General features: G+C 69.9%; 19 protein-coding genes. 6 read left to right on the top strand and 13 right to left on the bottom strand.

Translation table 11 applies throughout. From position 1 onward, the window contains the following. Nucleotides 1–124 precede the first annotated feature (124 nt). The gene (locus tag KF889_11325; GenBank protein ID MBX3500028.1) at nucleotides 125–1462 is read right to left on the bottom strand and encodes an amidase; all 1338 of its coding nucleotides are present in this window, start codon (nucleotides 1460–1462) and stop codon (nucleotides 125–127) included. Nucleotides 1463–1564: 102 nt separating this feature from the next. Further along, nucleotides 1565–2737, bottom strand: a complete 1173-nt coding sequence (gene ribA, locus KF889_11320) for a GTP cyclohydrolase II (protein ID MBX3500027.1) — start codon at nucleotides 2735–2737, stop codon at nucleotides 1565–1567. Nucleotides 2738–2849: 112 nt separating this feature from the next. On the opposite strand from ribA, the gene KF889_11315 reads away from it, so the two are divergent. From KF889_11315 to KF889_11305, 3 genes are all read left to right on the top strand, one after another. Continuing rightward, the gene (locus KF889_11315) at nucleotides 2850–3722 is read left to right on the top strand and encodes an alpha/beta hydrolase (GenBank protein ID MBX3500026.1); all 873 of its coding nucleotides are present in this window, start codon (nucleotides 2850–2852) and stop codon (nucleotides 3720–3722) included. A 138-nt stretch (nucleotides 3723–3860) separates the two neighbouring features. Beyond that, nucleotides 3861–4550, top strand: a complete 690-nt coding sequence (locus tag KF889_11310) for a response regulator transcription factor (protein ID MBX3500025.1) — start codon at nucleotides 3861–3863, stop codon at nucleotides 4548–4550. An 87-nt stretch (nucleotides 4551–4637) separates the two neighbouring features. Continuing rightward, nucleotides 4638–4949, top strand: coding sequence for a DUF1272 domain-containing protein (locus KF889_11305; protein ID MBX3500024.1), 312 nt, complete (start codon nucleotides 4638–4640; stop codon nucleotides 4947–4949). On the opposite strand, the gene KF889_11300 is transcribed toward KF889_11305, so the two are convergent. The 5 genes from KF889_11300 to KF889_11280 all read right to left on the bottom strand — a co-directional run bounded on the left by KF889_11300 (nucleotide 4921) and on the right by KF889_11280 (nucleotide 9222). After that, nucleotides 4921–5106 carry a hypothetical protein gene (locus tag KF889_11300; protein MBX3500023.1) on the bottom strand — a complete coding sequence of 62 codons (186 nt, stop codon included), beginning with the start codon at nucleotides 5104–5106 and terminating at the stop codon, nucleotides 4921–4923. The genes KF889_11305 and KF889_11300 overlap by 29 nt on opposite strands. Nucleotides 5107–5170: 64 nt before the next feature. Then, nucleotides 5171–6541, bottom strand: a complete 1371-nt coding sequence (locus KF889_11295; GenBank protein MBX3500022.1) for an MATE family efflux transporter — start codon at nucleotides 6539–6541, stop codon at nucleotides 5171–5173. Between the two features lie 95 nt (nucleotides 6542–6636). After that, nucleotides 6637–7506 (bottom strand): methyltransferase domain-containing protein, encoded by an 870-nt coding sequence (locus KF889_11290; GenBank protein MBX3500021.1) that lies wholly within the window; start codon nucleotides 7504–7506, stop codon nucleotides 6637–6639. A 9-nt stretch (nucleotides 7507–7515) separates the two neighbouring features. After that, on the bottom strand, nucleotides 7516–8016 hold the full coding sequence (locus tag KF889_11285) for a hypothetical protein (GenBank protein MBX3500020.1): 501 nt from the start codon (nucleotides 8014–8016) through the stop codon (nucleotides 7516–7518). A gap of 195 nt (nucleotides 8017–8211) precedes the next feature. After that, nucleotides 8212–9222, bottom strand: a complete 1011-nt coding sequence (locus KF889_11280) for a CPBP family intramembrane metalloprotease (protein ID MBX3500019.1) — start codon at nucleotides 9220–9222, stop codon at nucleotides 8212–8214. 128 nt (nucleotides 9223–9350) lie between these two features. On the opposite strand from KF889_11280, the gene KF889_11275 reads away from it, so the two are divergent. Continuing rightward, nucleotides 9351–10562 carry a YcaQ family DNA glycosylase gene (locus KF889_11275; GenBank protein ID MBX3500018.1) on the top strand — a complete coding sequence of 404 codons (1212 nt, stop codon included), beginning with the start codon at nucleotides 9351–9353 and terminating at the stop codon, nucleotides 10560–10562. A gap of 69 nt (nucleotides 10563–10631) precedes the next feature. On the opposite strand, the gene acs is transcribed toward KF889_11275, so the two are convergent. From acs to KF889_11260, 3 genes are all read right to left on the bottom strand, one after another. Beyond that, nucleotides 10632–12569, bottom strand: coding sequence for an acetate--CoA ligase (gene acs / locus KF889_11270; protein MBX3500017.1), 1938 nt, complete (start codon nucleotides 12567–12569; stop codon nucleotides 10632–10634). A gap of 99 nt (nucleotides 12570–12668) precedes the next feature. Beyond that, complete coding sequence (locus tag KF889_11265; protein ID MBX3500016.1) at nucleotides 12669–13511, bottom strand: NAD(P)-dependent oxidoreductase; 843 nt, start codon at nucleotides 13509–13511, stop codon at nucleotides 12669–12671. Next, nucleotides 13508–13948, bottom strand: coding sequence for a nuclear transport factor 2 family protein (locus KF889_11260; protein MBX3500015.1), 441 nt, complete (start codon nucleotides 13946–13948; stop codon nucleotides 13508–13510). The genes KF889_11265 and KF889_11260 overlap by 4 nt, the downstream gene beginning before the upstream one ends. Before the next feature lie 81 nt (nucleotides 13949–14029). Here KF889_11260 and KF889_11255 point away from each other — a divergent pair, with 81 nt between their 5' ends. Further along, nucleotides 14030–15445, top strand: coding sequence for a PLP-dependent aminotransferase family protein (locus tag KF889_11255; GenBank protein MBX3500014.1), 1416 nt, complete (start codon nucleotides 14030–14032; stop codon nucleotides 15443–15445). 31 nt (nucleotides 15446–15476) lie between these two features. Here the strand turns inward: KF889_11255 and KF889_11250 are convergent, their stop codons facing one another. The 3 genes from KF889_11250 to KF889_11240 form a co-directional block, all read right to left on the bottom strand. Continuing rightward, nucleotides 15477–16184, bottom strand: coding sequence for a response regulator (locus tag KF889_11250; protein MBX3500013.1), 708 nt, complete (start codon nucleotides 16182–16184; stop codon nucleotides 15477–15479). 163 nt (nucleotides 16185–16347) lie between these two features. Then, nucleotides 16348–16605 carry a hypothetical protein gene (locus KF889_11245; protein MBX3500012.1) on the bottom strand — a complete coding sequence of 86 codons (258 nt, stop codon included), beginning with the start codon at nucleotides 16603–16605 and terminating at the stop codon, nucleotides 16348–16350. A 62-nt stretch (nucleotides 16606–16667) separates the two neighbouring features. Continuing rightward, nucleotides 16668–17033: a hypothetical protein gene (locus KF889_11240; protein MBX3500011.1), complete on the bottom strand. Its 366-nt coding sequence runs from the start codon at nucleotides 17031–17033 to the stop codon at nucleotides 16668–16670. 201 nt (nucleotides 17034–17234) lie between these two features. On the opposite strand from KF889_11240, the gene KF889_11235 reads away from it, so the two are divergent. Further along, complete coding sequence (locus tag KF889_11235) at nucleotides 17235–20651, top strand: PAS-domain containing protein (protein ID MBX3500010.1); 3417 nt, start codon at nucleotides 17235–17237, stop codon at nucleotides 20649–20651. Nucleotides 20652–20682: the final 31 nt, after the last annotated feature.

The following is a 20682-nucleotide window of genomic DNA, read 5'->3' as shown; positions in this document are numbered from 1 at the left end:
AAACCTCTACGGTTGTCGGCGACGGGGCTTTCGTCCTACGGAGAGAGGCATTATTTCCACCCCTACGCGTGTCGATTCTCGCCGTCCTGCGCCGGTGTTTCCGGGGGCGTGGTCCGGGATTCGGCTAGCGCAGCACCGGCTCGACCGCGCGGCTGATCGCCAGCGTGCGGCGGTCGCTCATGGTCTCGCCCATCACCATGAAGCCGACCGGCAGCTCGCCGGCCTGGTGGCAGGGGATCGAGGTGCCGCAGCGGTCGAGGAAATTGCCGACGGTGCAGTTGCGCAGCACCAGCAGGTTCTTGGTGGTGAAGCCCTCGGGCGTGGCGATCTCGTTGAGCGTCGGCGCGACGATCGGGCAGGTCGGCATCACGACGGCGTCGAAGTCGCGGGTGATCGCCGAGACGCGGCGCTGCAGATCGGCGCGCCTGGCCAGCAGCTCGATGTAGTCGGCCGCGCTCATCTGCGCGCCGCGCTGGATGCGGGGCGCGATCAGCGGGTCGTAGACATCGCCGCGCCGCGCGATCAGGTCGCGATGCCAGGCATAGGCCTCGGACGCGGCGAAGCCGCCCTTGGCGTTGATCGTCGGCAGCTCCTCGAGCATCGGCAGGTCGATCTCGACGATGCGCACGCCCTTGGCCGACAGCGCCTTCAGCGCGCGGTCGAAGGCCTTCGACACCGTGGCGTCCATGTCGTTGAGCACGTAGTGCTTTGGAACAGCGAAGCTCAGTGCATCGAGACGCGCGGGTGGCGGCACGTCGAGCGGCTCATCGGCGAAGACGGCATCGACGATGGCGCAGCACTCGACTGACGCGGCGAGCGGCCCGATCGAGTCGAGCGAGGTCGACAGCGGCACGACGCCGTCGATCGGCACCCGCCGCGCCGTGGGCTTGAAGCCGGTGATGCCGCAGAGCGCCGAGGGGATGCGCACCGAGCCGCCGGTATCGGTGCCGAGCGCCGCCACCGCCATGCCGTCGGCCACCGAGACCGCCGCGCCGGAGGACGAGCCGCCGGGCACGCGCTCGCGGTCGGCGGGATTGCCCGGCGTTCCGTAATGCGGGTTGAAGCCGATGCCGGAGAAGGCGAACTCGCTCATGTTGGTGCTGCCGACGATCACCGCGCCGGCGCGGCGCAGGCGCTGCAGCACCGGCGCATCGGCCCTTGCCGGCGGCGCGCCCTCGAGCGCCTTCGAGCCGGCGAGCGTGGTCTCGCCGGCGACGTCGCAGAGGTTCTTGATCGACATCGGAATGCCGGCAAGCGGCCCCTGCGCCACGCCGGCCTTGCGCAAGCTATCGCTGGCCTCGGCGGCAGCCAGCGCCTGCGCGCGCCAGACCTTGATGAAGGCGCGCGCGCCCTCGCCTTTGGGATCCTCGATGCGCGCCAGCGCCGCTTCGGTCAGCGCGCGGCTGCTCGTGCGGCCAGCCGCGAGGTCGGCCGTGAGCGCGGCGATGGTGGGCAAAGTCATGGCGTGATCTCCCCTCGTCATGCCGAGCGTAGCGAGGAATCTTTCCGAAGCGGAGTCCCGCTCAAGGAAGATTCCTCGCTACGCTCGGAATGACGGGGGTGGTCAGAGCAGATGTCCGCTCTTCTCGGCCTTGGTGCGCAGGTATTTCTCGTTGTGGCCGTTGGCCGGGAAGATGTGCGGCACGCGCTCGGCGACCTCGATGCCGTACTGCTCCAGCTGGCCGATCTTCGCCGGATTGTTGGTCATCAGCCGCACGCGCCTGATGCCCATGCGCGCCAGCATGGTGGCGGCCGGCCGGTAGACGCGCTCGTCGGCGTCGAAGCCGAGCTGCTCGTTGGCGTCGACGGTGTCGAAGCCGGCGTCCTGCAGCTGGTAGGCGCGCAGCTTGTTGACCAGGCCGATGCCGCGGCCTTCCTGCGCGAGATAGAGCAGCACACCCGAGCCGTGGCGCGCGATCTCGGCGATGGCGCCGCGCAGCTGCTCCCCGCAATCGCAGCGCAGGCTGCCCAGCAGGTCGCCGGTGTAGCACTCCGAATGCAGGCGTATCAGCACCGGCTCCATCGCGTCGATCTCGCCGATGACGATGGCGAGATGCTCCTTGCCGCCGTCGCTCGGACGCCAGGCGAGGATGCGCGTGTTCTCGGCGTTCTCCAGCGGCACGCGGGCCTCGGCCACGGCGCGCAGCTCGCGCGCCGAATGCTCCTCGTAGTCGATGACATCGCGCGCGGCGACGTAGATCAGGTCCTGCTCGGCCGCCCAGGCGCGGCGCTTGCCGGCCGGATCGCGCGGCATCGGCCCGATCACCACCGCCGGCAGCAGCCGCGCCAGCTTGGCCAGCTCGATCGCCGCGCGCGCGATCTTGGGCGCGTGGCTGGCCACCGGCCGCGACAGGTGCCGGCGCGCGGCGTGGCCGCCATTGTCCGGCTCGTTGGGCTTGAGGATGATGTCGGGCGGCACGCCACCGGGCAGCTCCAGGGTGATCGGCCCGTTGCCCTCGCCCAGGCCGCCGGCGATATGCGGCGGGATGTCGATGCCCACCGCCTCGGCGCGGCGGCGCGTGGTGACCAGCACCGGTGCCTCGCGGCCCAGCGCCTGCAACCGCTCGAAGGTGGCGCCGCTGATCGCCTCGGCGGCGGCGACCAGCGCGACATGACCCTGGGTGTCTCGCAGCACGACGATGCCGCCGCGCCGCAGCTCGGCCATCGCGCGCTCCACCGCGGCGATCGCGGCGGCGACGGTGGACGCATCGGGCGTGGCAAGCGGTGCTACGGACATGCGTGATATGTAGGCGATGGAGGCGCGCAAGTCACGCGGCCGGCAGGACGCATCGCTCGCCCAGCGAGATCGCCGGCCGAGCCGAATGGGCCTTCGGTATCAAGGGGTTATCATGACCGCGATTTACCGTTCCTTCGACCGCGCCGGGCTCGACGCCGCCTACAACAACCGCAACCACACGCCGGACTTCCAGCGCTACGTCGATCGCTGGCAGGCCGACAGCGTGGCGGCCCGACGGTCGGTGCCCTGCCGGCTCGACGTCGCCTATGGCGCCTCGCCGCGCCAGCGCCTCGATGTGTTCCGCCCCGCCGGGCCGGCGCCGGCCGGCGGGTGGCCGGCGCTGCTCTATTTCCACGGCGGCTACTGGCAGGGCAATCACAAGGACGCCTACAGCTTTCCCGCGCCGCAGGTGTGCGAGGCCGGCGCGCTCTACATCGCGGCGACCTACGATCTGTGTCCCTTCGTCACCATGAGCGAGCTGGTCGAGCAGGTGCGCCAGGTGGTGATCTGGCTGCATGGCAATGCCGCATCGATCGGGCTGGATCCGCGCCGCATCACCGTCAGCGGCCATTCCGCCGGCGGGCACATCGCCGCCACCCTGGCGCACACCGACTGGACCGCCTACGGACTGCCCGCCGCGGCGATCGCCGGCGCCCTGCCGCTGTCGGGCCTCTACGATCTCGAGCCGATCCGGCTGTGCTACCTCAACGACGCCTGCCGCATGGACGCCGAGGAGGCGCGCCGGCTGAGCCCGATCCACCATATCGCGCGGCTCGCGCCGCCGACGGTGCTGGTGGTGGGCGCCGCCGAGCTGCCCGAGCTGGTGCGCCAGACCCGCGACTACGCCCGGGCGCTTGCCGATGCCGGGGTGGCGCCGGTCGCGGTGATCGAGACGCCCGGCGACAACCATTTCTCGGTGCTCGACCGCCTGTTCGAGCCGCACGGACCCGCCTGGCCGGCGCTGCACGAGTTGATGCTGCCCTGACCGATCCGTGAAACAACGTGAGGCGTATCGGGACGATACACGGCGCACCATGGCCGTGCCGTGTCACAGGATGGTATAAGCATGTCGTTCCATCGCCTTGCATCCGTCTCGCCCCTTGAACCCGTACTCGATGGTGCCATGACCAAAGGCAAGAAGATCCTGCTGGTCGACGACGATGCGGCGCTGCGCGCCGTGCTGGCGGAGCAGCTCGATCTCTATGACGGCTTCGTCACCACGGCGGCGGCGACAGGCGCCGAGGGTCTGGAGAAGGCCAAGGCGGCGCTTTACGACGCCATCCTGCTCGACGTCGCCCTGCCTGACGCCGACGGCCGCGACATCTGCCGGCTGATGCGCCGCCAGGGCGTGCGCGCGCCGATCATCATGCTCACCGGTGCCGATTCGGATGCCGACGCCATCCTCGGCCTCGATTCGGGCGCCAATGACTACGTCACCAAGCCGTTCCGCATCAACGTGCTGCTGGCGCGCCTGCGCGCCCATCTGCGCCAGCACGAGCGCAGCGAGGACGCGATCCTGCAGATCGGTCCCTACGAGTTCCAGCCCGCCAACAAGATGCTGGTCGAGAACGACGGCAAGAAGAAGGTACGGCTGACCGAGAAGGAAACCTCGATCCTGAAATACCTCTACCGCGCCGGGCCGCGATCGGTCGGCCGCGACCAGCTGCTGGGCGAGGTCTGGGGCTACAACGCCGGCGTCACCACGCACACGCTGGAGACGCACATCTACCGCCTGCGCCAGAAGATCGAGAAGGATCCCGCCCAGGCGCAGATCCTGCTGACCGACAAGGGCGGCTACCGCCTGCAGCCGTAGCACCCTGGCAGAAATCGCCGGGTCTTTGTCATTTCCGCCGGCGCGCAACCGGCCTACGTCGTGCCTGTCCACGCGAGGGAGAGGACGATGGCGCTCGAGCTGCGGCCAAACTGCGAATGCTGCGACAAGGACCTGCCGCCGGCGTCGGAGGAGGCGCGCATCTGCAGCTACGAGTGCACCTTCTGCGCCGCCTGCGTCGACACGGTGCTGCACAACGTGTGCCCGAACTGCGGCGGCGGCTTCGCGCCGCGTCCGATACGGCCGGCCAACGAATGGCGGCCGGGACTTTGCGTGCTCAAGCGCCCGCCCTCGACGACGCGCCGCAATTTGTCCTGGAGTCGCGACGAGATCGCCGCACACTCGCTGCGGATCAGACGGATTCCTCCGGCGGCGCGCTGACGTTGCCGGGCGGATGCGCCTCGTCGGCCACGTGGATCCGGCTTTCCTGCGACAGGACCTTGAGTCGCGCGCTGTCGACATAGACCGTGGTCTTGATCTCCTCGATCACCGAGGGATCAGTGATGACCGACGCTGTACGGGACTGTGACGACGACATGATGGTTCTTCCGGCGGGGACGGGGAACTTCGAACAACGCCCCGGATGCGCCGACGTTCCCGGCTCAGCCGCCCGGCCGCTGCCAGGTCGAGAGGCGCAGGACCGCGAAGGCCAGCAGGCCATAGGCACCCATGGCGCCTGCGACCATCCAGCTCAGCCAGTCGTATCCCCATCCCGCCGCGAGCACGGCCCATGCGCCCAGGCCGATCAGCCCGAGGCGCCCGGTCGCGGCGAGCACCGGGCCCAGCACGCGCCCGGAGCCCTGCGTTGCGAAATAGAGGCAGATGCCGAAGCCGAAGGCGCCCAGGGTGGGGCCGACGCGCGTGAGGTAGGTGGCGGTGGCTGCCTGCACCGCGGCGTCGGCGGTGTAGAGGCCGGACCACAGCGCGGGCGCCAGAGCGAAGATCAGGCCGATGAGGCCGGATGCCGCGCCGGCCATCAGCGAGCCGATCAGCGCGATGCGGCGCGCGCGCCCGATCTGGCCGGCGCCGACATTCATGCCGACCATCGGCACCAGCGCCGCGCCGAAGCCGAAGGCGATCGGGATCTGCAGCATCTCGAGGCGCGCGCCGATTCCATAGCCGGCGACCGCGGCGGCGCCGAAGCCCGCGACCAGGCCCGACATCACCAGCACCGCGAAGGCGTTCTGCAGCGAGAAGAAGATCGCCACGCCACCCACGCGCAGGATGTCGAGGAACAGCGCCGGCCGCGGTCGCACGCCTGTCACCGCCAGGCGCACCCGCGCGCCTGGCGCCAGCAGGATCGCCAGCGTCGCCAGCGATCCCGCGGCGGCGGCGATCAGCAGCGACAGCGCGATGCCGCCGATGCCGATCGGGCGCAGCGGGCCGACGCCGATGGTCAGCACATAGCCGAGCGCGATCTGCAGCATCGAGGAGCCCAGCATGATCGCCGTGGGCAGTTTCATGTTGCCGGTGCCGCGTACCAGGCTGACCAGCGTGTTCTGCATCCACAGCAGCGCGATGCCGGCGAACAGCAGGTCGGAGTAGGTCAGCGCCAGCTCGAGCACGCGGCCCTGCGCACCCAGCGCGCGGTAGATCGCCGGACCCAGCGCCTGCATCAAGCCGGTGAAGAACAACCCGAAGCCGAGCGCGATGATGATGGCGTGCAGCGCCACGGCGCGGGCGCGCTCGAGGTCGCCGGCGCCCAGCGCGCGCGCCACCGCCGAGGACACGCCGCCGCCCATGGCGCCGGTCGACATGGTCTGCATCAGCACGAGGAAGGGAAAGACCATCGCGTTGGCCGCCAGCGCGTCGCGCCCCAGCGTGCCGACGAACACCGTCTCGGTGACGACGACGGCGGCCTGCACCAGCACGATCAGCGCATTCGGCGCCGCCAGCCGCAGGATGGTGGGCACGATCGGCGCGTCGAGGATGGCGCGCTCGCGCGACAGCGCGGCGGACGTCCGTCCGGCCATCGAAGCCACTTCAGTCACGCGCCGCTCCCGAATGTGTGCATATGCACCTAGCGGCGGCGGATCGGGGCGTCACGCGAGAAAAGCTGAGCGGCGGATTATGTGGCGGGGTTGCGCGCGCTGATCAGCCAGCAGGCGGCGGGCAATGCAACGCCCTGCGGCGTCAGATGCTTCGCCAAGGCAGCGCGCACCGCGTCGGTCGCCCGGGCGCGGACGTCGTCGGATGCTTCGCGCAACAGGCGTGACAGCGGACCGACCTCGACGGCCGCGGCGACCGCCTCGTCGAGCCCGCCGGTCGACAGCGCGATGGTGTCGTCGAGTGGATCGATGGCGATATCGGCGAAGCCGGCCTGGCCCAGCAGGCTGCGCGGCCGCTCCGGATCGCCGAAGGAGAACGGGCCGGGCTCGTCCGTCTCCGGCCGTGGCATCTGAGGCAATATCGGCCCGGCGGCGGCGAAGGGCACGAAGGCCCAGCTGTTCTCCTTGAATGGCCGCCAGACGAGGAACACCGCGCGACCGCCGGGCTTCAATGCACCGCGCATGTTGCGGAAGGCCAAAGCCGGATCGCCGAAGAACATCACGCCGAAACGCGAGAAAAGCAGATCGGCGGCGCCGCGCTCGAAGGCATAGGTTGATGCGTCGCCGGCGACGAAGCGCACATTGCTGGTCCCTGCAGACAATGCCCGACGCCACGCCTCGTCGATGAGCAGGGGCGAGACGTCGCAACCCAGGACCCGGCCGCCGGGCGCCGCCGCGCGCGCCAGCGCCTGTGTCGTCGGTCCCGTGCCGCAGCCGATGTCGATGATCCGCTCGCCGGCGCGCACCGCGGCAGCCGCTATCGCCCGTTCGCCCAGCCCCGCGACCGCCGCCTCGGTACGCGCCGCGCCCTTCAGCCAGCTCTCGCCGCCAGCACCGCTCCAGTAGGCGACCTGCGCACTGTGCCACTCGCCGGTGCGGTCGTCGGCCATCGTTGTTTCCTACTCCCTGACGGTCGGTGACGCGGGCGCGACCTTGGGCGGCACCGGCGTCGGCGTGGCCCGCGTCGGCTTGCGCTGCGCGGCGACCTGATCAGGCCGGAACGCGATATCCAACGCTTCCTTCGGGCCGCTGCAGGGGTTCTTGCCGTCCTGCATGCGCCAGATCTGCTCGTTGCCGCGACGATAGAAGCGTGACTCGCCGGTGATCCGGCAGACGGCGCCCTTGTTCAACTTGGCGGCGTGGAACTCGATCTCGCCGTTGACCACGAAGGTCCCCGACGTGATCGCCGTGATCGTGCCCTTGATGGCGACGTAGTCGTCCTTGGTGTCCGCCGTCTGGCCCTGGTGGCGGCCGCTGATCTTCCACAGGCCGCCTTCGTCGACGATCTTGAGCGTGCCGCGCTTGTTGCCCTTGACCTTGGCAAGGCGCCGCCAGATCAGGGGATGATCGCCAATCACCAGCGCCGCCTCCTCGTCCCACAGGATCTCGGTTTTCGCCACAGGCGCCGGCGACACAGCGGGCGGGACCGCGGCCGAAGGTGCCGGAGCGGGCGTCGTTGCCGCGGGCGGCGGCGGGGTCTGGGCGAGGGCGGCGGTCGCCGACAGAACGGCGGCGACAAGCAAAGGCACGAGGGAACGCATCGAGGCGAACCGTTTCTTGACAGAGGGTCCGCGCACTATAGCAGAGCGCCGTTCCTAGGCGGTGGCCTCTTTCGCCACAGGCTCGCCCAGCCCGCGCCAGACGAACAGCGCCGCCACGCCCAGCGCCAGTACGATCGTCGTCGCCAGGCCGCCTTCCGGGCCCCAGTCGCCGCCGGTCCACAGCTTCATGCCCTTGGATTCCCAGGCCATGATCGAGCCGCCATCCGGCGGCTCGCCGCTGATGGCGAGACCCCAGACATTGGCGATCGACCAGTTCCACACCGTGTGCCAGAGGCAGGCGGCCCAGATCGAGCCGGTGCGCAGCGACAGCAGCGCCACGAACAGCGCGAACAGCACCAGGTTGGCAGCAGCCAGCGCGTCGAAGCCGTGGTTTCGCGAATGCGCCAGCGCAAACAGCAGCGTGCTGACGCCGATGCCCGCGGCGATCCCGGCGCGATAGGCCATCACGTTCATCAGGAAGCCGCGGTAGAGCGCCTCCTCGCTCGACGCCTGCACCGTGAAGGCCACCAGCATGAAGAGGATGCCGGCCAGCGCCACGCTGCCGGTGGTGCCCGGCGCCGCGACGCGCGGCTGCAGCTGGCCGCCGATCATCAACCCCACCATGACCAGCGAACTCATCAGCAGCGCCAGCAGGATCCCGAACAGCACCGTCGGCCCCGAGCGGCTCAGCCCCAGGCCGATGGTGTGGAACGGCCGCCACTCGACCAGGCGGACCCAGAGATAGAGCAGGAGCCAGGCGATGGAAAAACCGACCAGCATGAAGAACGGCAGCATCCAGGTCGCGTAGCTGCGCTCGGAGATGCCTTGGAGCCACACGCCGATCGGCTTGGACGCGATCGGCGCCAGGAACTGCACCAGGCCGCCCCACAGCGTGGCGGCCGGCATGTCCTGCGGCGGCTTGTAGCCGAACGGATCGGTGAATTGCGCGACACCGCCGAAGATCAGGATCGCGACGAACGGAGCGATGTACCATGGCGTGACGCGACGGGCGCGGCCAGCCATCTGCACGAGGCTGTTCGCGCGCGACAGGTCGGTCCTGAGCATTCTCCCCCCAACGAATTCTTCGTGCCCCGCGACCGCCATGGTGCCTCGACCAGTACCGATCCGGCAAGTGAACGGTCGCCCAGCATGACGATTGACAGCGCGACCGGGATCGTGGGAGCGCCCTAGCCATGGCACGCAGACGCGAAACCCTCTCGGCCGCGACCGCTCGACGCATCGCCCTGGCCGCACAGGGTTTTGCCGAGGCTCGGCCGGACGGCCCGGTCGGGATGCGCCAGATCCGCCGCATGATTGATCGCCTGGGCCTGCTGCAGATCGATTCAGTCAATGTGTTGGTACGTGCACACTACCTGCCGCTGTTTTCCCGGCTGGGGCCATACGACACGGCGATGCTCGACCGGCTGGCCTGGGGAGGCCGCAAGCGCTCGCTGTTCGAGTACTGGGGCCACGAGGCCTCGTTGATTCCGCTCGACACGCAACCGTCACTGCGCTGGCGCATGGCGCGCGCCGCGTTGGGCACCGCCGGCTTCAAGGGCTGGGTGGTGCGCTACGGCCAGGAGCGGCGCGCCTTCATCGATGCGGTGCGCCGGCAGATCGAGGATCGCGGCCCGCTCTCCGCCGCCGACCTGAGCGAAGGCGGCAAGAGCGCCGGCAAATGGTGGGGCTGGAGCGAGGGCAAGCAGGCACTCGAATGGCTGTTCATCGCCGGCCAGGTGACGACATCCGGCCGGCGTGGCGCCTTCGAGCGGGTCTATGACCTCACTGAACGCGTGATTCCGGCGGAGGTCCTCGCCCTGCCGACGCCCGATGACGGCGACGCACAGCGCACGCTTCTGCGCACCGCGGCGCGGGCCCTGGGCGTCGCCACCGAATACGACCTGCGTGACTACTTCCGCCTGCGGCCCGAGGACACGAAGGCGCGCCTCGCCGAGCTGGTCGAGGCCGGAGACCTGCTGCCGGTGAAGGTCGAGGGCTGGTCGCACGCCGCCTATCTCGACCCGCGGGCGCATTTCGCGCGCAGGATCGAGGCGCGCGCCCTGCTCGTGCCCTTCGACCCGTTGGTGTGGGAACGCGATCGTGCCGAGCGCCTGTTCGGCTTCCGCTACCGCATCGAGATCTATACGCCGGTCGACAAGCGTCAGTTCGGTTACTACGTGCTGCCCTTCCTGCTCGGCGACCGCCTGGTCGCGCGCGTCGACCTCAAGGCCGACCGCGCCAACAGCCGCCTGCTGGTGCATGCCGCGCATCTCGAGGACGGCGCCAGGCCGGCCGAGATCGCCGGGCCCCTGCGCGCCGAGCTGCGTCTGATGGCCGATTGGCTGCAGCTCGAGGCCGTCGCCATCACGCCGGCGGGTTCGCTGGGCCGCGCATTGGCAAAGTAGTCTTTGGGAGCGCCGGCGTCCCGCCGGCCTCACGAGAAGAGCCGGCGGGACGCCGGCGCTCCCAAAGGCCTACCGACGGTTCATGCGGTTGCCGACGAGGTCGTCGACCACCGCCGGGTCGGCGAGCGTCGAGGTGTCGCCGAGATTGCCGAACTCGTCCTCGGCGATCTTGCGCAGGATGCGGCGCATGATCTTGCCCGAGCGCGTCTTGGGCAGGCCGGGCGCCCACTGGATCAGGTCGGGCTGGGCGATCGGACCGATCTCCTTGCGCACCCAGCCGACCAGCTCCTTGCGCAGCTCCTCGGTCGGCTCGATGCCGACCTTGAGCGTGACATAGGCGTAGATGCCCTGGCCCTTGATGTCGTGCGGATAGCCGACGACGGCGGCTTCGGCGACCTTCTGATGGGCCACCAGCGCGCTCTCGACCTCGGCCGTGCCCATGCGATGGCCCGAGACGTTGAGCACGTCGTCGACGCGACCGGTGATCCAGTAGTAGCCGTCGGCGTCGCGCCGGCAGCCGTCGCCGGTGAAGTAGCTGCCCTTGTAGGTCGAGAAGTAGGTCTCGACGAAGCGCTTGTGGTCGCCGTAGACCGTGCGCATCTGCCCGGGCCAGGAATCGGTGAGGACCAGGTTGCCCTCGGCCGCGCCGTTCAGCACCTTGCCCTCGGCGTCGACCACGGCGGGCTTGATGCCGAAGAACGGCCTGGTCGCCGAGCCGGGCTTCAGGTCGATGGCGCCGGGCAACGGCGTGATCAGGATGCCGCCGGTCTCGGTCTGCCACCAGGTATCGACGATCGGACAGCGCGAATCGCCCACTACGCGGTGGTACCACAGCCACGCCTCGGGATTGATCGGCTCGCCGACCGAGCCCAGCAGGCGCAGCGAGGCGCGCGAGGTCTTCTTCACCGGCGCCTCGCCCTCGCGCATCAGCGCGCGGATCGCGGTCGGCGCGGTGTAGAAGATGTTGACCTTGTGCTTGTCGACGACCTGCCAGAAGCGGCTGGAATCGGGATAGTTCGGCACGCCTTCGAACATCAGCGTGGTGGCCCCGTTGGCGAGCGGGCCGTAGACGATGTAGCTGTGGCCGGTGACCCAGCCGACATCGGCGGTGCACCAGAAGACGTCGCCGTCGTGGTAGTCGAAGACGTACTGGTGCGTCATCGAGGCGTAGACGAGATAGCCGCCGCTGGTGTGCAACACGCCCTTCGGCTTGCCCGTCGAGCCCGAGGTGTAGAGGATGAACAGCGGGTCCTCGGCGTTCATCGGCTCGGGCGGGCAGTCGGCCGACACCTTGGCGCATTCCTCGTGGTACCAGACATCGCGGCCGGCGCTCATGGCGACGGCACCGCCGGTGCGCCTGACCACGATCATGGTCTTGACGCCGGGGCACGATTTCAGCGCCTCGTCGGCATTGGCCTTCAGCGGCACCTTGCGGCCGCCGCGCAATCCCTCGTCGGCGGTGATGACGACGTTGGAATCGCAATCCTGGATGCGGTTGACCAGCGAGTCGGGCGAGAAGCCGCCGAATACCACCGAGTGGATGGCGCCGATGCGCGCGCAGGCCAGCATGGCGTAGGCCGCCTCGGGGATCATCGGCAGGTAGATCGTGACCCGATCGCCCTTCTTCACGCCGCGCGCTTTCAGCACGTTGGCCAGACGACAGACCTGCTCGTGCATCTCGCCGTAGGTGATGTGCTTGCTGTCGGCCGGATCATCGCCTTCCCAGATGATCGCGGTCTGGCCGGCGCGCTTGGCCAGGTGACGGTCGATGCAGTTGGCCGAGACGTTGAGCACGCCGTCGTAGTACCAGCGGATGTGCACGTTGCCCTTGTAGTCGACGTCCTTCACCTCGGTGTAGGGCTTGATCCAGTCGACGCGCCTGCCGTGCTCGCCCCAGAACTTCACCGGATCGTCGACCGAGGCCTGGTACAGGGTCTGGTACTTCGTCGCGTCGACATAGGCCTTCGCCGCCCAGTCCTTTGGCACGGGCAAAAGCTGATCCGACATGATCCCCTCCCTTGGGCGTTCTCGCACGTACGAGGGCGCACGTTACACGGCCAAGGTATGCGTTCAAGCGTGTCCGGCGCCGCACGACTTTGGTAGGGGTCAGGCGGCGAGCCCGGCGCGGTAGTCGGCGTAGAACGGCCGCCAGCCCAGAGCGGCTTGCGCCGCGGCATTGCTGCAGCGGAACGACGGCAGGCGAACCGGCGCGCCCGTCGGCGGCGGCGGGGCGTCGGTCAGGCTGGCGATGCGCGTGTAGAGATCGCGCCAGCGCACCGGATGGTCGTCGATCACCAGCAGAGCGCCCGTCGCATTGCGCGCATCGACCGCCAGGGCCGTGGCTTCGGCCATGTCGGCGACGTGGATCAGCGATGCGAAATCCGACCCGTCGCCGGGGATCGCCAGCGTGCCTGCGCGCGCCGCCGCGAGCCACTGCGCCTCGCGGCCCGTGCCGGGACCATAGAACAAGCCGCCACGCAGGATGAGATGGCTGAGCCCGCTGTCGCGCACCATGGCCTCCATCTCGATCGCCGAGGCCGTCGCCGGGCCGGGGTGCATCGGCGCGGCCTCGTCGAGCAGGGTCTCGCCGCCCCCGGCATGCACCATGGCGATGCCCTGCTGGATCAGCCGTGGCCGGCCGGCATCGCGACAGGCGGCGACCAGAGTCGCCGTGCCCTCGCGCCGGATGCGGTCGTTCCGGGTGAAATCCGCCGGCTGGTCCGGTCGCGGCACCGCTGTCGCGAGGTTCACCACGGCATGGCAACCCTCGAGCGCGCGGCGCAGTGCCAAGTCATCGAAGATGTCGGCGACATGCGTCTCGGCGCCCGGCGGCGTCGAGCCTGGCCGTCGCACGAGGGCGCGCACGCGATGGCCACGCATCAACAGGCGCGGTACCAGATGCCGGCCGTAGACGCCGCCGGCACCGACGACCGCGACCGCCAGGCTCATGCCGTCTGCCCCGCGTATTGCGGCCGCGTCGCGGCACCGAGCCCGGCGAGCAGGCGATCGAGGCTGTAGTAGAATCGTTCGCCATGCATCAGCCCGTCGCGGTAGCTCACGACCACGACGAAGGGCAGCTCGAAGACATGGCCGGTGGCCGGGACGCCGAGGAAAGTGCCGATGTGGCGGCAGCGGAAGCCGGTCTCGGCGATCATCGACCCATCGTTGAGGAAGGCGCGCCGGCCGCGCGGGAGCACCTCGGTATCCAGCCCGCTCCACCAGTCGCGGTAGTGCGCCGTGGCGCCCGCATGGCCGCGCCAGACCCGGCCCATGGCGAAATCCTCGAACACGCAATCGGCGTGCAGGGTGGCGAGCGTGGCCTCCATGTCGTGCGCGTTCTCGGCCGCAACATGACGCTGGGTGAGATCGATCAGGGCCTGGTCCACCGACGTGCTCCATCCTCGAAGTCGACGCCTTCCGTGTAGCCGGTTATGGTTCATCCTGTTCGACCACTTTGTGGAAGATCATTGGACCACTCCAGCACCAAGTTCGCTCGCCTCTACGGCTCCCTGCGCGCCGCCATCGCCAGCGGCGGCCTGTCGGCCGGTGTCCGTCTGCCGGCCTCCCGCGAGCTGGCGCTTCGCGAGGAGGTCTCGCGCGGGACCGTGGTCGCGGTCTTCGAGCAACTGCGCGCCGACGGCTTCATCGAGAGTCGCCACGGTGCCGGCACCTACGTGCGCAGCGCGCTCGAGGCAACACCGCCCCCGGCGCGCTCGCGCGGCAAGCCCCCGCCGCTGCGGCCGGCGTTGTCCGTGCCGTTCCCGCAGGCCGAGCGAACCGCGCCTCGACCGTTTCGCGCCAACCTGCCTGACGTCTCGCTGTTTCCCCGTCGCACCTGGGCGCGACTGGCGGGCGGCTTGTGGCGCAGCGCCGACGACATGTTGCTGGGCGATGCCGAGCCGCTCGGCTATCGGCCGCTGCGCGCCGCCCTGGCGGCCTATCTCGCGACCACGCGAGGCGTGCGCTGCGATGCCGATCACGTCGCCATCGTGCCGGGCGCGCAGGCCGGCTTCGACCTGATTGCGCGCGCCACGCTGGAACGCGGCGACACCGTCTGGGTCGAGGACCCCGGCTATCCCGGCAGCCGCGCCGGCTGGCTCGCCGCCGGTGCCGCGATCGTGCCGATGGCCGTGGACGGCGATGGCATCGCGCTGCCCGCTGCCGACGCCCCGCCTCCGCGCCTGATCAGCGTGACGCCGGCGCACCAGAGCCCGCTGGGCATGACGCTGTCGCTGCCGCGCCGCCGCGCGCTGATCGAGCGTGCGCGGCACGCCGGCGCCTGGATCGTCGAGGACGACTACGACGGCGAGTTCCGCTACGGCGCGCGGCCGATCGCAGCGCTGCAGGGCCTCGATACCGACGGCCGGGTGATACATGTCGGCTCGTTCAGCAAGACGCTGCTGCCGGCGCTGCGGCTGGGCTACGTCGTGCTGCCACCCCGCCTGCTCGAGCCCGTGCGCGCGCTGCTGTCGCTCAGCCTGCGTTTCGCGCCCAGCCTCGAGCAGGCGACCCTGGCGCGTTTCATCGAGGGTGGCCACTTCAACCGCCACGTCCGTCGCCTGCGCGAGATCTACGCCACGCGCCACGCGCTGTTGCGCACGGAGAGCCACCGCCTGCTGGGAAAACGCCTGGTTGTCGACGACGCGGCGGCCGGCCTCGACATCGTGGGCTGGCTGCCGGGCCGATCCTCCGATGTCGCCGTCGCGCGGCGGCTGGCCGCGGCCGACATCGAATGCGCGGCGCTGTCGCGCTACAGGATACGGCCGGGCGGCGATCCGGGGCTGGTGCTGGGCGTCGCCGCTTTCGACGAGCGCGCCATCCGACGCGCCGTCGCGGGCATGGCCAGGGTCCTTGGGAGCGCCGGCGTCTCGCCGGCATCATGAGCAGGGCCGGCGAGACGCCGGCGCTCCCAGATCAATCCTTCACCGGCACGAACATGTAGCCGACGCCGCGCACGGTGCGGATGGCGTCGGGGTGCGCCGGGTCCTTCTCGATCTTGCGGCGGATGCGGGTGATGCGCAGGTCGATGGCGCGGTCGAAGGCCTCCATCTCGCGATGCGCGGCGCTTTCCAGCAGCCAGTCGCGCGCCAGCGGCCGGTTGGGATTCTCGGCGAAGAGCCGCAGCAGATCGTATTCACTCGACGCCAGCGTCTCCTCGCTGCCGTCGGGATCGATCAGCACGCGGCGCTCCAGGTCGAGGATGCGCCGCCCCATGCGCACGCGCCGCCCCGACAACGGCACGGCCGCGCCGCTGGCGCGGCGCAGCACGCTCTTCACGCGTGCCAGCAGCTCGCGCGGATCGAACGGCTTGGGGATGTAGTCATCGGCGCCGGTCTCCAGGCCGACGATGCGGTCGACCGTGTCGCTGGCGGCGGTGACCATGATGATGCAGATGCGGCCGTTCTTCTCGCGCAGCCAGCGCGCCAGGACGAAACCGTCCTCGCCCGGCAGGCCGACATCGAGCAGCGCCAGCACCGGCGGGTCGCGCTCGATCAGCCTGCGAAAGGCGGCCCCGCCGTCGGCGCCGCTGACGCGAAAGCCGTTGCGGCCAAGATAGTCGACGAGCAGCTGCCGCTGCGCCGCCTCGTCCTCAACCACCACGATATGCTGGCGTGTGTCCATGTCCGTCGATGCCAGTCTAGCACGACGCGACGCAAGTCAGGAATCGACGGCCCACGCCTGCCGCAGGCCGGTAAACCCCACCACGAAGACGATCCAGGTATCAAGCAGCGGACGGCCGCGAGATCGAAGACATCCGGGCGATGCGACCTCGAGCACTCGGCGATCAGCCCGCGCTAGGGCTGGCACGCCAGCCGAGGACGCAGACCTCGACGACGAGGATCGCCGCCAGGATCGGCAGCACCATCAGATAGGCGGTGTCGATCGAGGATTGGGCGAACACCCTCCAGTCCAACGCCGCTCCGTCGACGAGGCGCTTGAGCGCAGCGCTGCCGACATGCGCGGCGTAGGCCGCGACCGCCACGGCGGCGGCGATACCGGCATAGCCCCGCCATACGGGGCGGGGCGGGGCGGTCGATGTCATGGCGCTCTCCCCGTACGCGGCCCGCAGAGGCGGCGCGCCGCATCGCGGGCCGCCCACATGTGTCACTCCGGCAGCTCGATCGCCACCAACCGCAGGGGCGCGGGCACGGCGAGGTCGATCTCGCCCAGTTGTACGTTGTTGAGCTGGACAGTCTGCAAGACTGGACCGTTGAGCCGCATGCCATTCAGCTGCAGCCCGTTCCACCGGTAGCCGTTCCACCGGAGGCCATTCCACTGGAAGCCGTTCCACTGGTGACCGTTCCACTGGTGGCCGTTCCACCGGAAGCCGTTCCACTGGAAGCCGTTCAGCTCGATGCCGTTGAAGCGAAAGCCGTTGGCCTTCATGCCGTTCTCGACGGTCGAGGAACGGGCCGGGGCGATGGCGACGGATGCCAGCAGCGCGGCGGACAGAGTGATCGCCTTGAACATGATGGTTCTCCTTGGTCCGGGGCTTCGTCCCCGCGGTGCCGGCAGAGCGCCGCCCGCGATGGCACCAAGCTGCCGGCCTGCCGTATCGTCGGCATGTCACGGACAGGGTTTGCGGTTTCGTGCGTATCGCCGCGATACAGACGATACAGAGATGCCTCGCCACGATACGGTCGCGATACGCGTCCCGGGGAGAATGCGTCCATGAGTACGACCACTCTCGAGCGGGCGGACCCGGGGCAGCTGCGCCGCGAGATGGTGCGCCGGCTGATCGAGGTGCCGTTGACGGTCCGCGTCTGGTCGCTGACGTTGTGGCCCCTGCTCTACGCGGTCTACTGGGGATCGGCGCCGCTCTGGATGGTCGCGGCGCCGGCCGTTCTCCACGCCGCGTGCAATCTCGCCTTCTTCGTGCTCGGCCAGGCGTGGCGTCGCGATCCCGCGCGCCTGTCGATCCAACGTTGGCGCCTGCTGCTGGTCGTCGTCGCGCTGTTCAACGGCATCGCCTATGGTCTGGGCGGCGGCTTGCTGGTCACCCTGCCCTTTCCGGAAGAGCGGCTGGCGATCTGCCTTATCATCTGTATCACGGCGATTGCCGCACCATCGCGGCCACTCGACGGCGCCGTGTTCAACGCCTATGCCGGCGCCACCCTGGTCTGCCTCTCGGCCGGCTTGATCTCGATCGGCGAGCGCGGCCTGATCGTGCTCGCGGCGGCGGCGACCATTCTCTACTGGGGTCTGCTCGCCGCAATGGCACGCGGCGAGCAGCGCCGAGCGCGGCTGCAGTTCGCCACCGAGCTGCACAACGCCGAGCTTACAGAACGTCACGAGGCCGCGCTGGCCGAGACGCGCCGCGCCCTCGACGAGGCCCAGGCCAGCCGGCAGACGCTCGAGACGATCGTCGATGCGATGAGCGACGGCGTGGCGCTGGTCGATGCCAATGACCGCTTCGTGCTGGTCAACGACGCGATCCTGCGGTTCCACAACGTCGATCGCAGCACGTTCGATGCCAAGCCTTCCCTGCGCGAAGTCTTCGAGTTTCAGGCCGAGCGCGGCGATTGGGGACCGATCGATGCCACGGAGCGCGAGGCGGAAATCGAGCGGCGGTTGACCGGCTTCCGCGACGGCACCGACTGGCAGCTGATTCAGCGGGAAGGTCGCTCGATCCAGATCGCGGTGAAGGTTCTGCCCGACGGACGGCGCGTCAGCATGCAGCGCGACGTCACCGAGCTGCAGAATGCGCGCGAGGCGGCCGAGACCGCGGGCCAGGCGATGCAGACCGTTCTCGACGAGATGCCCGACGCCACCCTGCTCTACGAGGCGGACGGACGCTGGGCTTTCGTCAACGAACCGCTGGTCAAGCTGCACGGCATCAGCCGCGAGATGCTGCAGAAGTTGCCCGACGCCTGGGCGATCCTCGACTTCCAGATCGCGCGCGGCGATTTCGGGCCGCTGGACGACAAGCAGAAGGCCGAGATCGTCGCCGTCAGGCGCAGGATGTTCGAGACCGGCAGCGACGGCTGGATCCTGGTGCGTCGCGGCGACAAGCGCCTGCAGTTCTCGCTCAAGGTGCTGCGCGACGGTCGTCGCCTCGTCATGCATCGCGACGTCACCGAGCTGGAAGAGGCACGCGAGAGCGCCGAGGCGGCGCGCGACGAGGCCAACGAGGCGCGCCAGCGCCTGTTGCTGGCGATGGAGGCTATGGTCGACGGCATCGCCTTCCTCGATGCCGACGAGCGGCTGCTGCAGTGCAACGAGGCCTATCGCGGCTTCATGGGTCATCAGCCCGGGATCATCACGCCGGGCACCTCGTTGGTCGATGGCGCGGCGCACGCCGCCAAGGCCGGCGCCGCGCCACCCGGCCGCGCCGACACCTGGGTCGCCGAGCAGGTCGCCACGCTTCGTCGCGGCGAGCCGGCGCTGATTTCCTATGCCCCGCAGCGCTGGGCGCGCGTGCTGATGCGCGGCGCCGACGACGACCGCAAGGTCGTGCTGGTCACCGACGTCTCCCAGGAACGGCGCCGGCAACGCGAGCTGGAGAAGGCGCTGGGCTCGGCGGAGAAGTCGCGCGCCGAGGCGGAGGCGGCCAACCAGGCCAAGTCGACCTTCCTCGCCACCATGAGCCACGAGATCCGCACGCCGATGAACGGCGTGCTGGGCATGATGGACGTGCTGGAGGCGCAGGGCCTGGGCGAGGCGCAGCGCGGCACCGTCGCGACCATGCGCGAGTCGGCCACGGCGCTGCTGCGCATCATCGACGAGCTGCTCGACTTCTCGAAGATCGAGGCCGGCGCGCTCGACCTCGAGGAAGTGCCGTTCTCGCTGTCGGGCATCGTCGACGGCACCGTGGCGACCTTCCGCCCGCAGGCCTCGCGCAAGGGTCTGTCGCTGGTCGCCGCGGTGGCGCCGGGCTCAGCCGACTCTCTGCTCGGCGATCCGACGCGCGTGCGGCAGATCCTGTTCAACCTGCTGGGCAATGCGCTGAAGTTCACCGAGCGCGGCGGCGCCATGGTCAAGGCACGCACCGAGCCGCTGGGCGACGGCCGCACGCGCGTGTCGCTGAGCATCGAGGATACCGGCGTCGGCATGAGCCCGGCGCAGATGGCGCGTCTGTTCCAGCCGTTCGCCCAGGCCGACAGCTCGACGACACGACGCTATGGTGGCACCGGCCTGGGCCTGTCGATCGTGCGCCGTCTGGCGCAGGCGATGGGCGGCGACGTCGCGGCCGACAGCCGGCCCGGCATGGGCTCGACTTTCACCGTCACCCTGGAGCTGAGAGCCGCGCCCGCCGACTCGCTGCACTCTGCACCGTCGGCGGGCGACGCATCGGCCGGGCCGGCACCCTCGCCCACCGGCCTCGCCAGCGCGCGGGTGCTGGTGGTCGACGACCACCCGGTCAATCGCGACGTCCTGCAGGGCCAGTTGCGCGCGCTGGGCGTCGAGGCCGACACGGCGGTCGATGGACGCGAAGGCCTCGCCGCCTGGCGGCGGGGCGACTACGCCATCGTCTTCGCCGACGTCCACATGCCCGACATGGACGGCTTCGAGATGACCGCCCGCATGCGCATTGCGGAGGCCGAGGGAAGCCGGCAGCGCACGCCGATCGTCGCCGTCACGGCCAATGCGATGCGCGGCGAGGACGAGCGCTGTCGCGCCGCCGGCATGGACGCCTATCTCGCCAAGCCCGTGGCGCTCGATAGCCTGCGCGTCACACTGCAGCGCTGGCTGCCGGCGAACAAGACGCCACGCAGCCTGCCTGTCGCGACGGCAACGACGGAAGCCGGTTCCCCTATCCTCGATCGTTCGATCTTGTCGGCCTGGATGGGCGACGACCACGTGGCGATCCGCGCCCTGTTCGACAGCTTCCTGACGACTGCCCGCGAGGTGCACGAGGAGATCGAACGGGCGATGGCATGCGGCGATCTCGCGAGCATCGCGGCCGCCGCCCACAAGCTGAAGGGCGCCGCCCTGGCGGTCGGGGCGCGGCGCATCGCCGATGTGGCCTTGCGGCTGGAGAGCGCCGGCAAGGCGGCCGACCGGGCCAGCTGCCGGGACGCGCTCGGGCCGCTGGCGGCCGAGACCCGGCTGGTCGCAGCGGAGATCGAAAGCGCGCCGGCCGCCTGAGCGTCCTTGAGTCGGTCGGCGGCAGGGAGAA

Source organism: Alphaproteobacteria bacterium (assembly GCA_019635875.1).
In the GTDB taxonomy this organism is placed as follows: Bacteria; Pseudomonadota; Alphaproteobacteria; order Reyranellales; family Reyranellaceae; genus JAFAZJ01.
This window is presented reverse-complemented; position numbering and strand designations above follow the sequence as displayed.

Excerpts from the sequence above, each read along its gene's own strand:
- KF889_11325 (MBX3500028.1), bottom strand. The coding sequence starts at position 1,462 with ATGACTTTGCCCACCATCGCCGCGCTCACGGCCGACCTCGCGGCTGGC.
- ribA (MBX3500027.1), bottom strand. The coding sequence starts at position 2,737 with ATGTCCGTAGCACCGCTTGCCACGCCCGATGCGTCCACCGTCGCCGCC.
- KF889_11315 (MBX3500026.1), top strand. The coding sequence starts at position 2,850 with ATGACCGCGATTTACCGTTCCTTCGACCGCGCCGGGCTCGACGCCGCC.
- KF889_11310 (MBX3500025.1), top strand. The coding sequence starts at position 3,861 with ATGACCAAAGGCAAGAAGATCCTGCTGGTCGACGACGATGCGGCGCTG.
- KF889_11305 (MBX3500024.1), top strand. The coding sequence starts at position 4,638 with ATGGCGCTCGAGCTGCGGCCAAACTGCGAATGCTGCGACAAGGACCTG.
- KF889_11300 (MBX3500023.1), bottom strand. The coding sequence starts at position 5,106 with ATGTCGTCGTCACAGTCCCGTACAGCGTCGGTCATCACTGATCCCTCG.
- KF889_11295 (MBX3500022.1), bottom strand. The coding sequence starts at position 6,541 with ATGGCCGGACGGACGTCCGCCGCGCTGTCGCGCGAGCGCGCCATCCTC.
- KF889_11290 (MBX3500021.1), bottom strand. The coding sequence starts at position 7,506 with ATGGCCGACGACCGCACCGGCGAGTGGCACAGTGCGCAGGTCGCCTAC.
- KF889_11280 (MBX3500019.1), bottom strand. The coding sequence starts at position 9,222 with ATGCTCAGGACCGACCTGTCGCGCGCGAACAGCCTCGTGCAGATGGCT.
- KF889_11275 (MBX3500018.1), top strand. The coding sequence starts at position 9,351 with ATGGCACGCAGACGCGAAACCCTCTCGGCCGCGACCGCTCGACGCATC.
- acs (MBX3500017.1), bottom strand. The coding sequence starts at position 12,569 with ATGTCGGATCAGCTTTTGCCCGTGCCAAAGGACTGGGCGGCGAAGGCC.
- KF889_11265 (MBX3500016.1), bottom strand. The coding sequence starts at position 13,511 with ATGAGCCTGGCGGTCGCGGTCGTCGGTGCCGGCGGCGTCTACGGCCGG.
- KF889_11250 (MBX3500013.1), bottom strand. The coding sequence starts at position 16,184 with ATGGACACACGCCAGCATATCGTGGTGGTTGAGGACGAGGCGGCGCAG.
- KF889_11245 (MBX3500012.1), bottom strand. The coding sequence starts at position 16,605 with ATGACATCGACCGCCCCGCCCCGCCCCGTATGGCGGGGCTATGCCGGT.
- KF889_11240 (MBX3500011.1), bottom strand. The coding sequence starts at position 17,033 with ATGTTCAAGGCGATCACTCTGTCCGCCGCGCTGCTGGCATCCGTCGCC.
- KF889_11235 (MBX3500010.1), top strand. The coding sequence starts at position 17,235 with ATGAGTACGACCACTCTCGAGCGGGCGGACCCGGGGCAGCTGCGCCGC.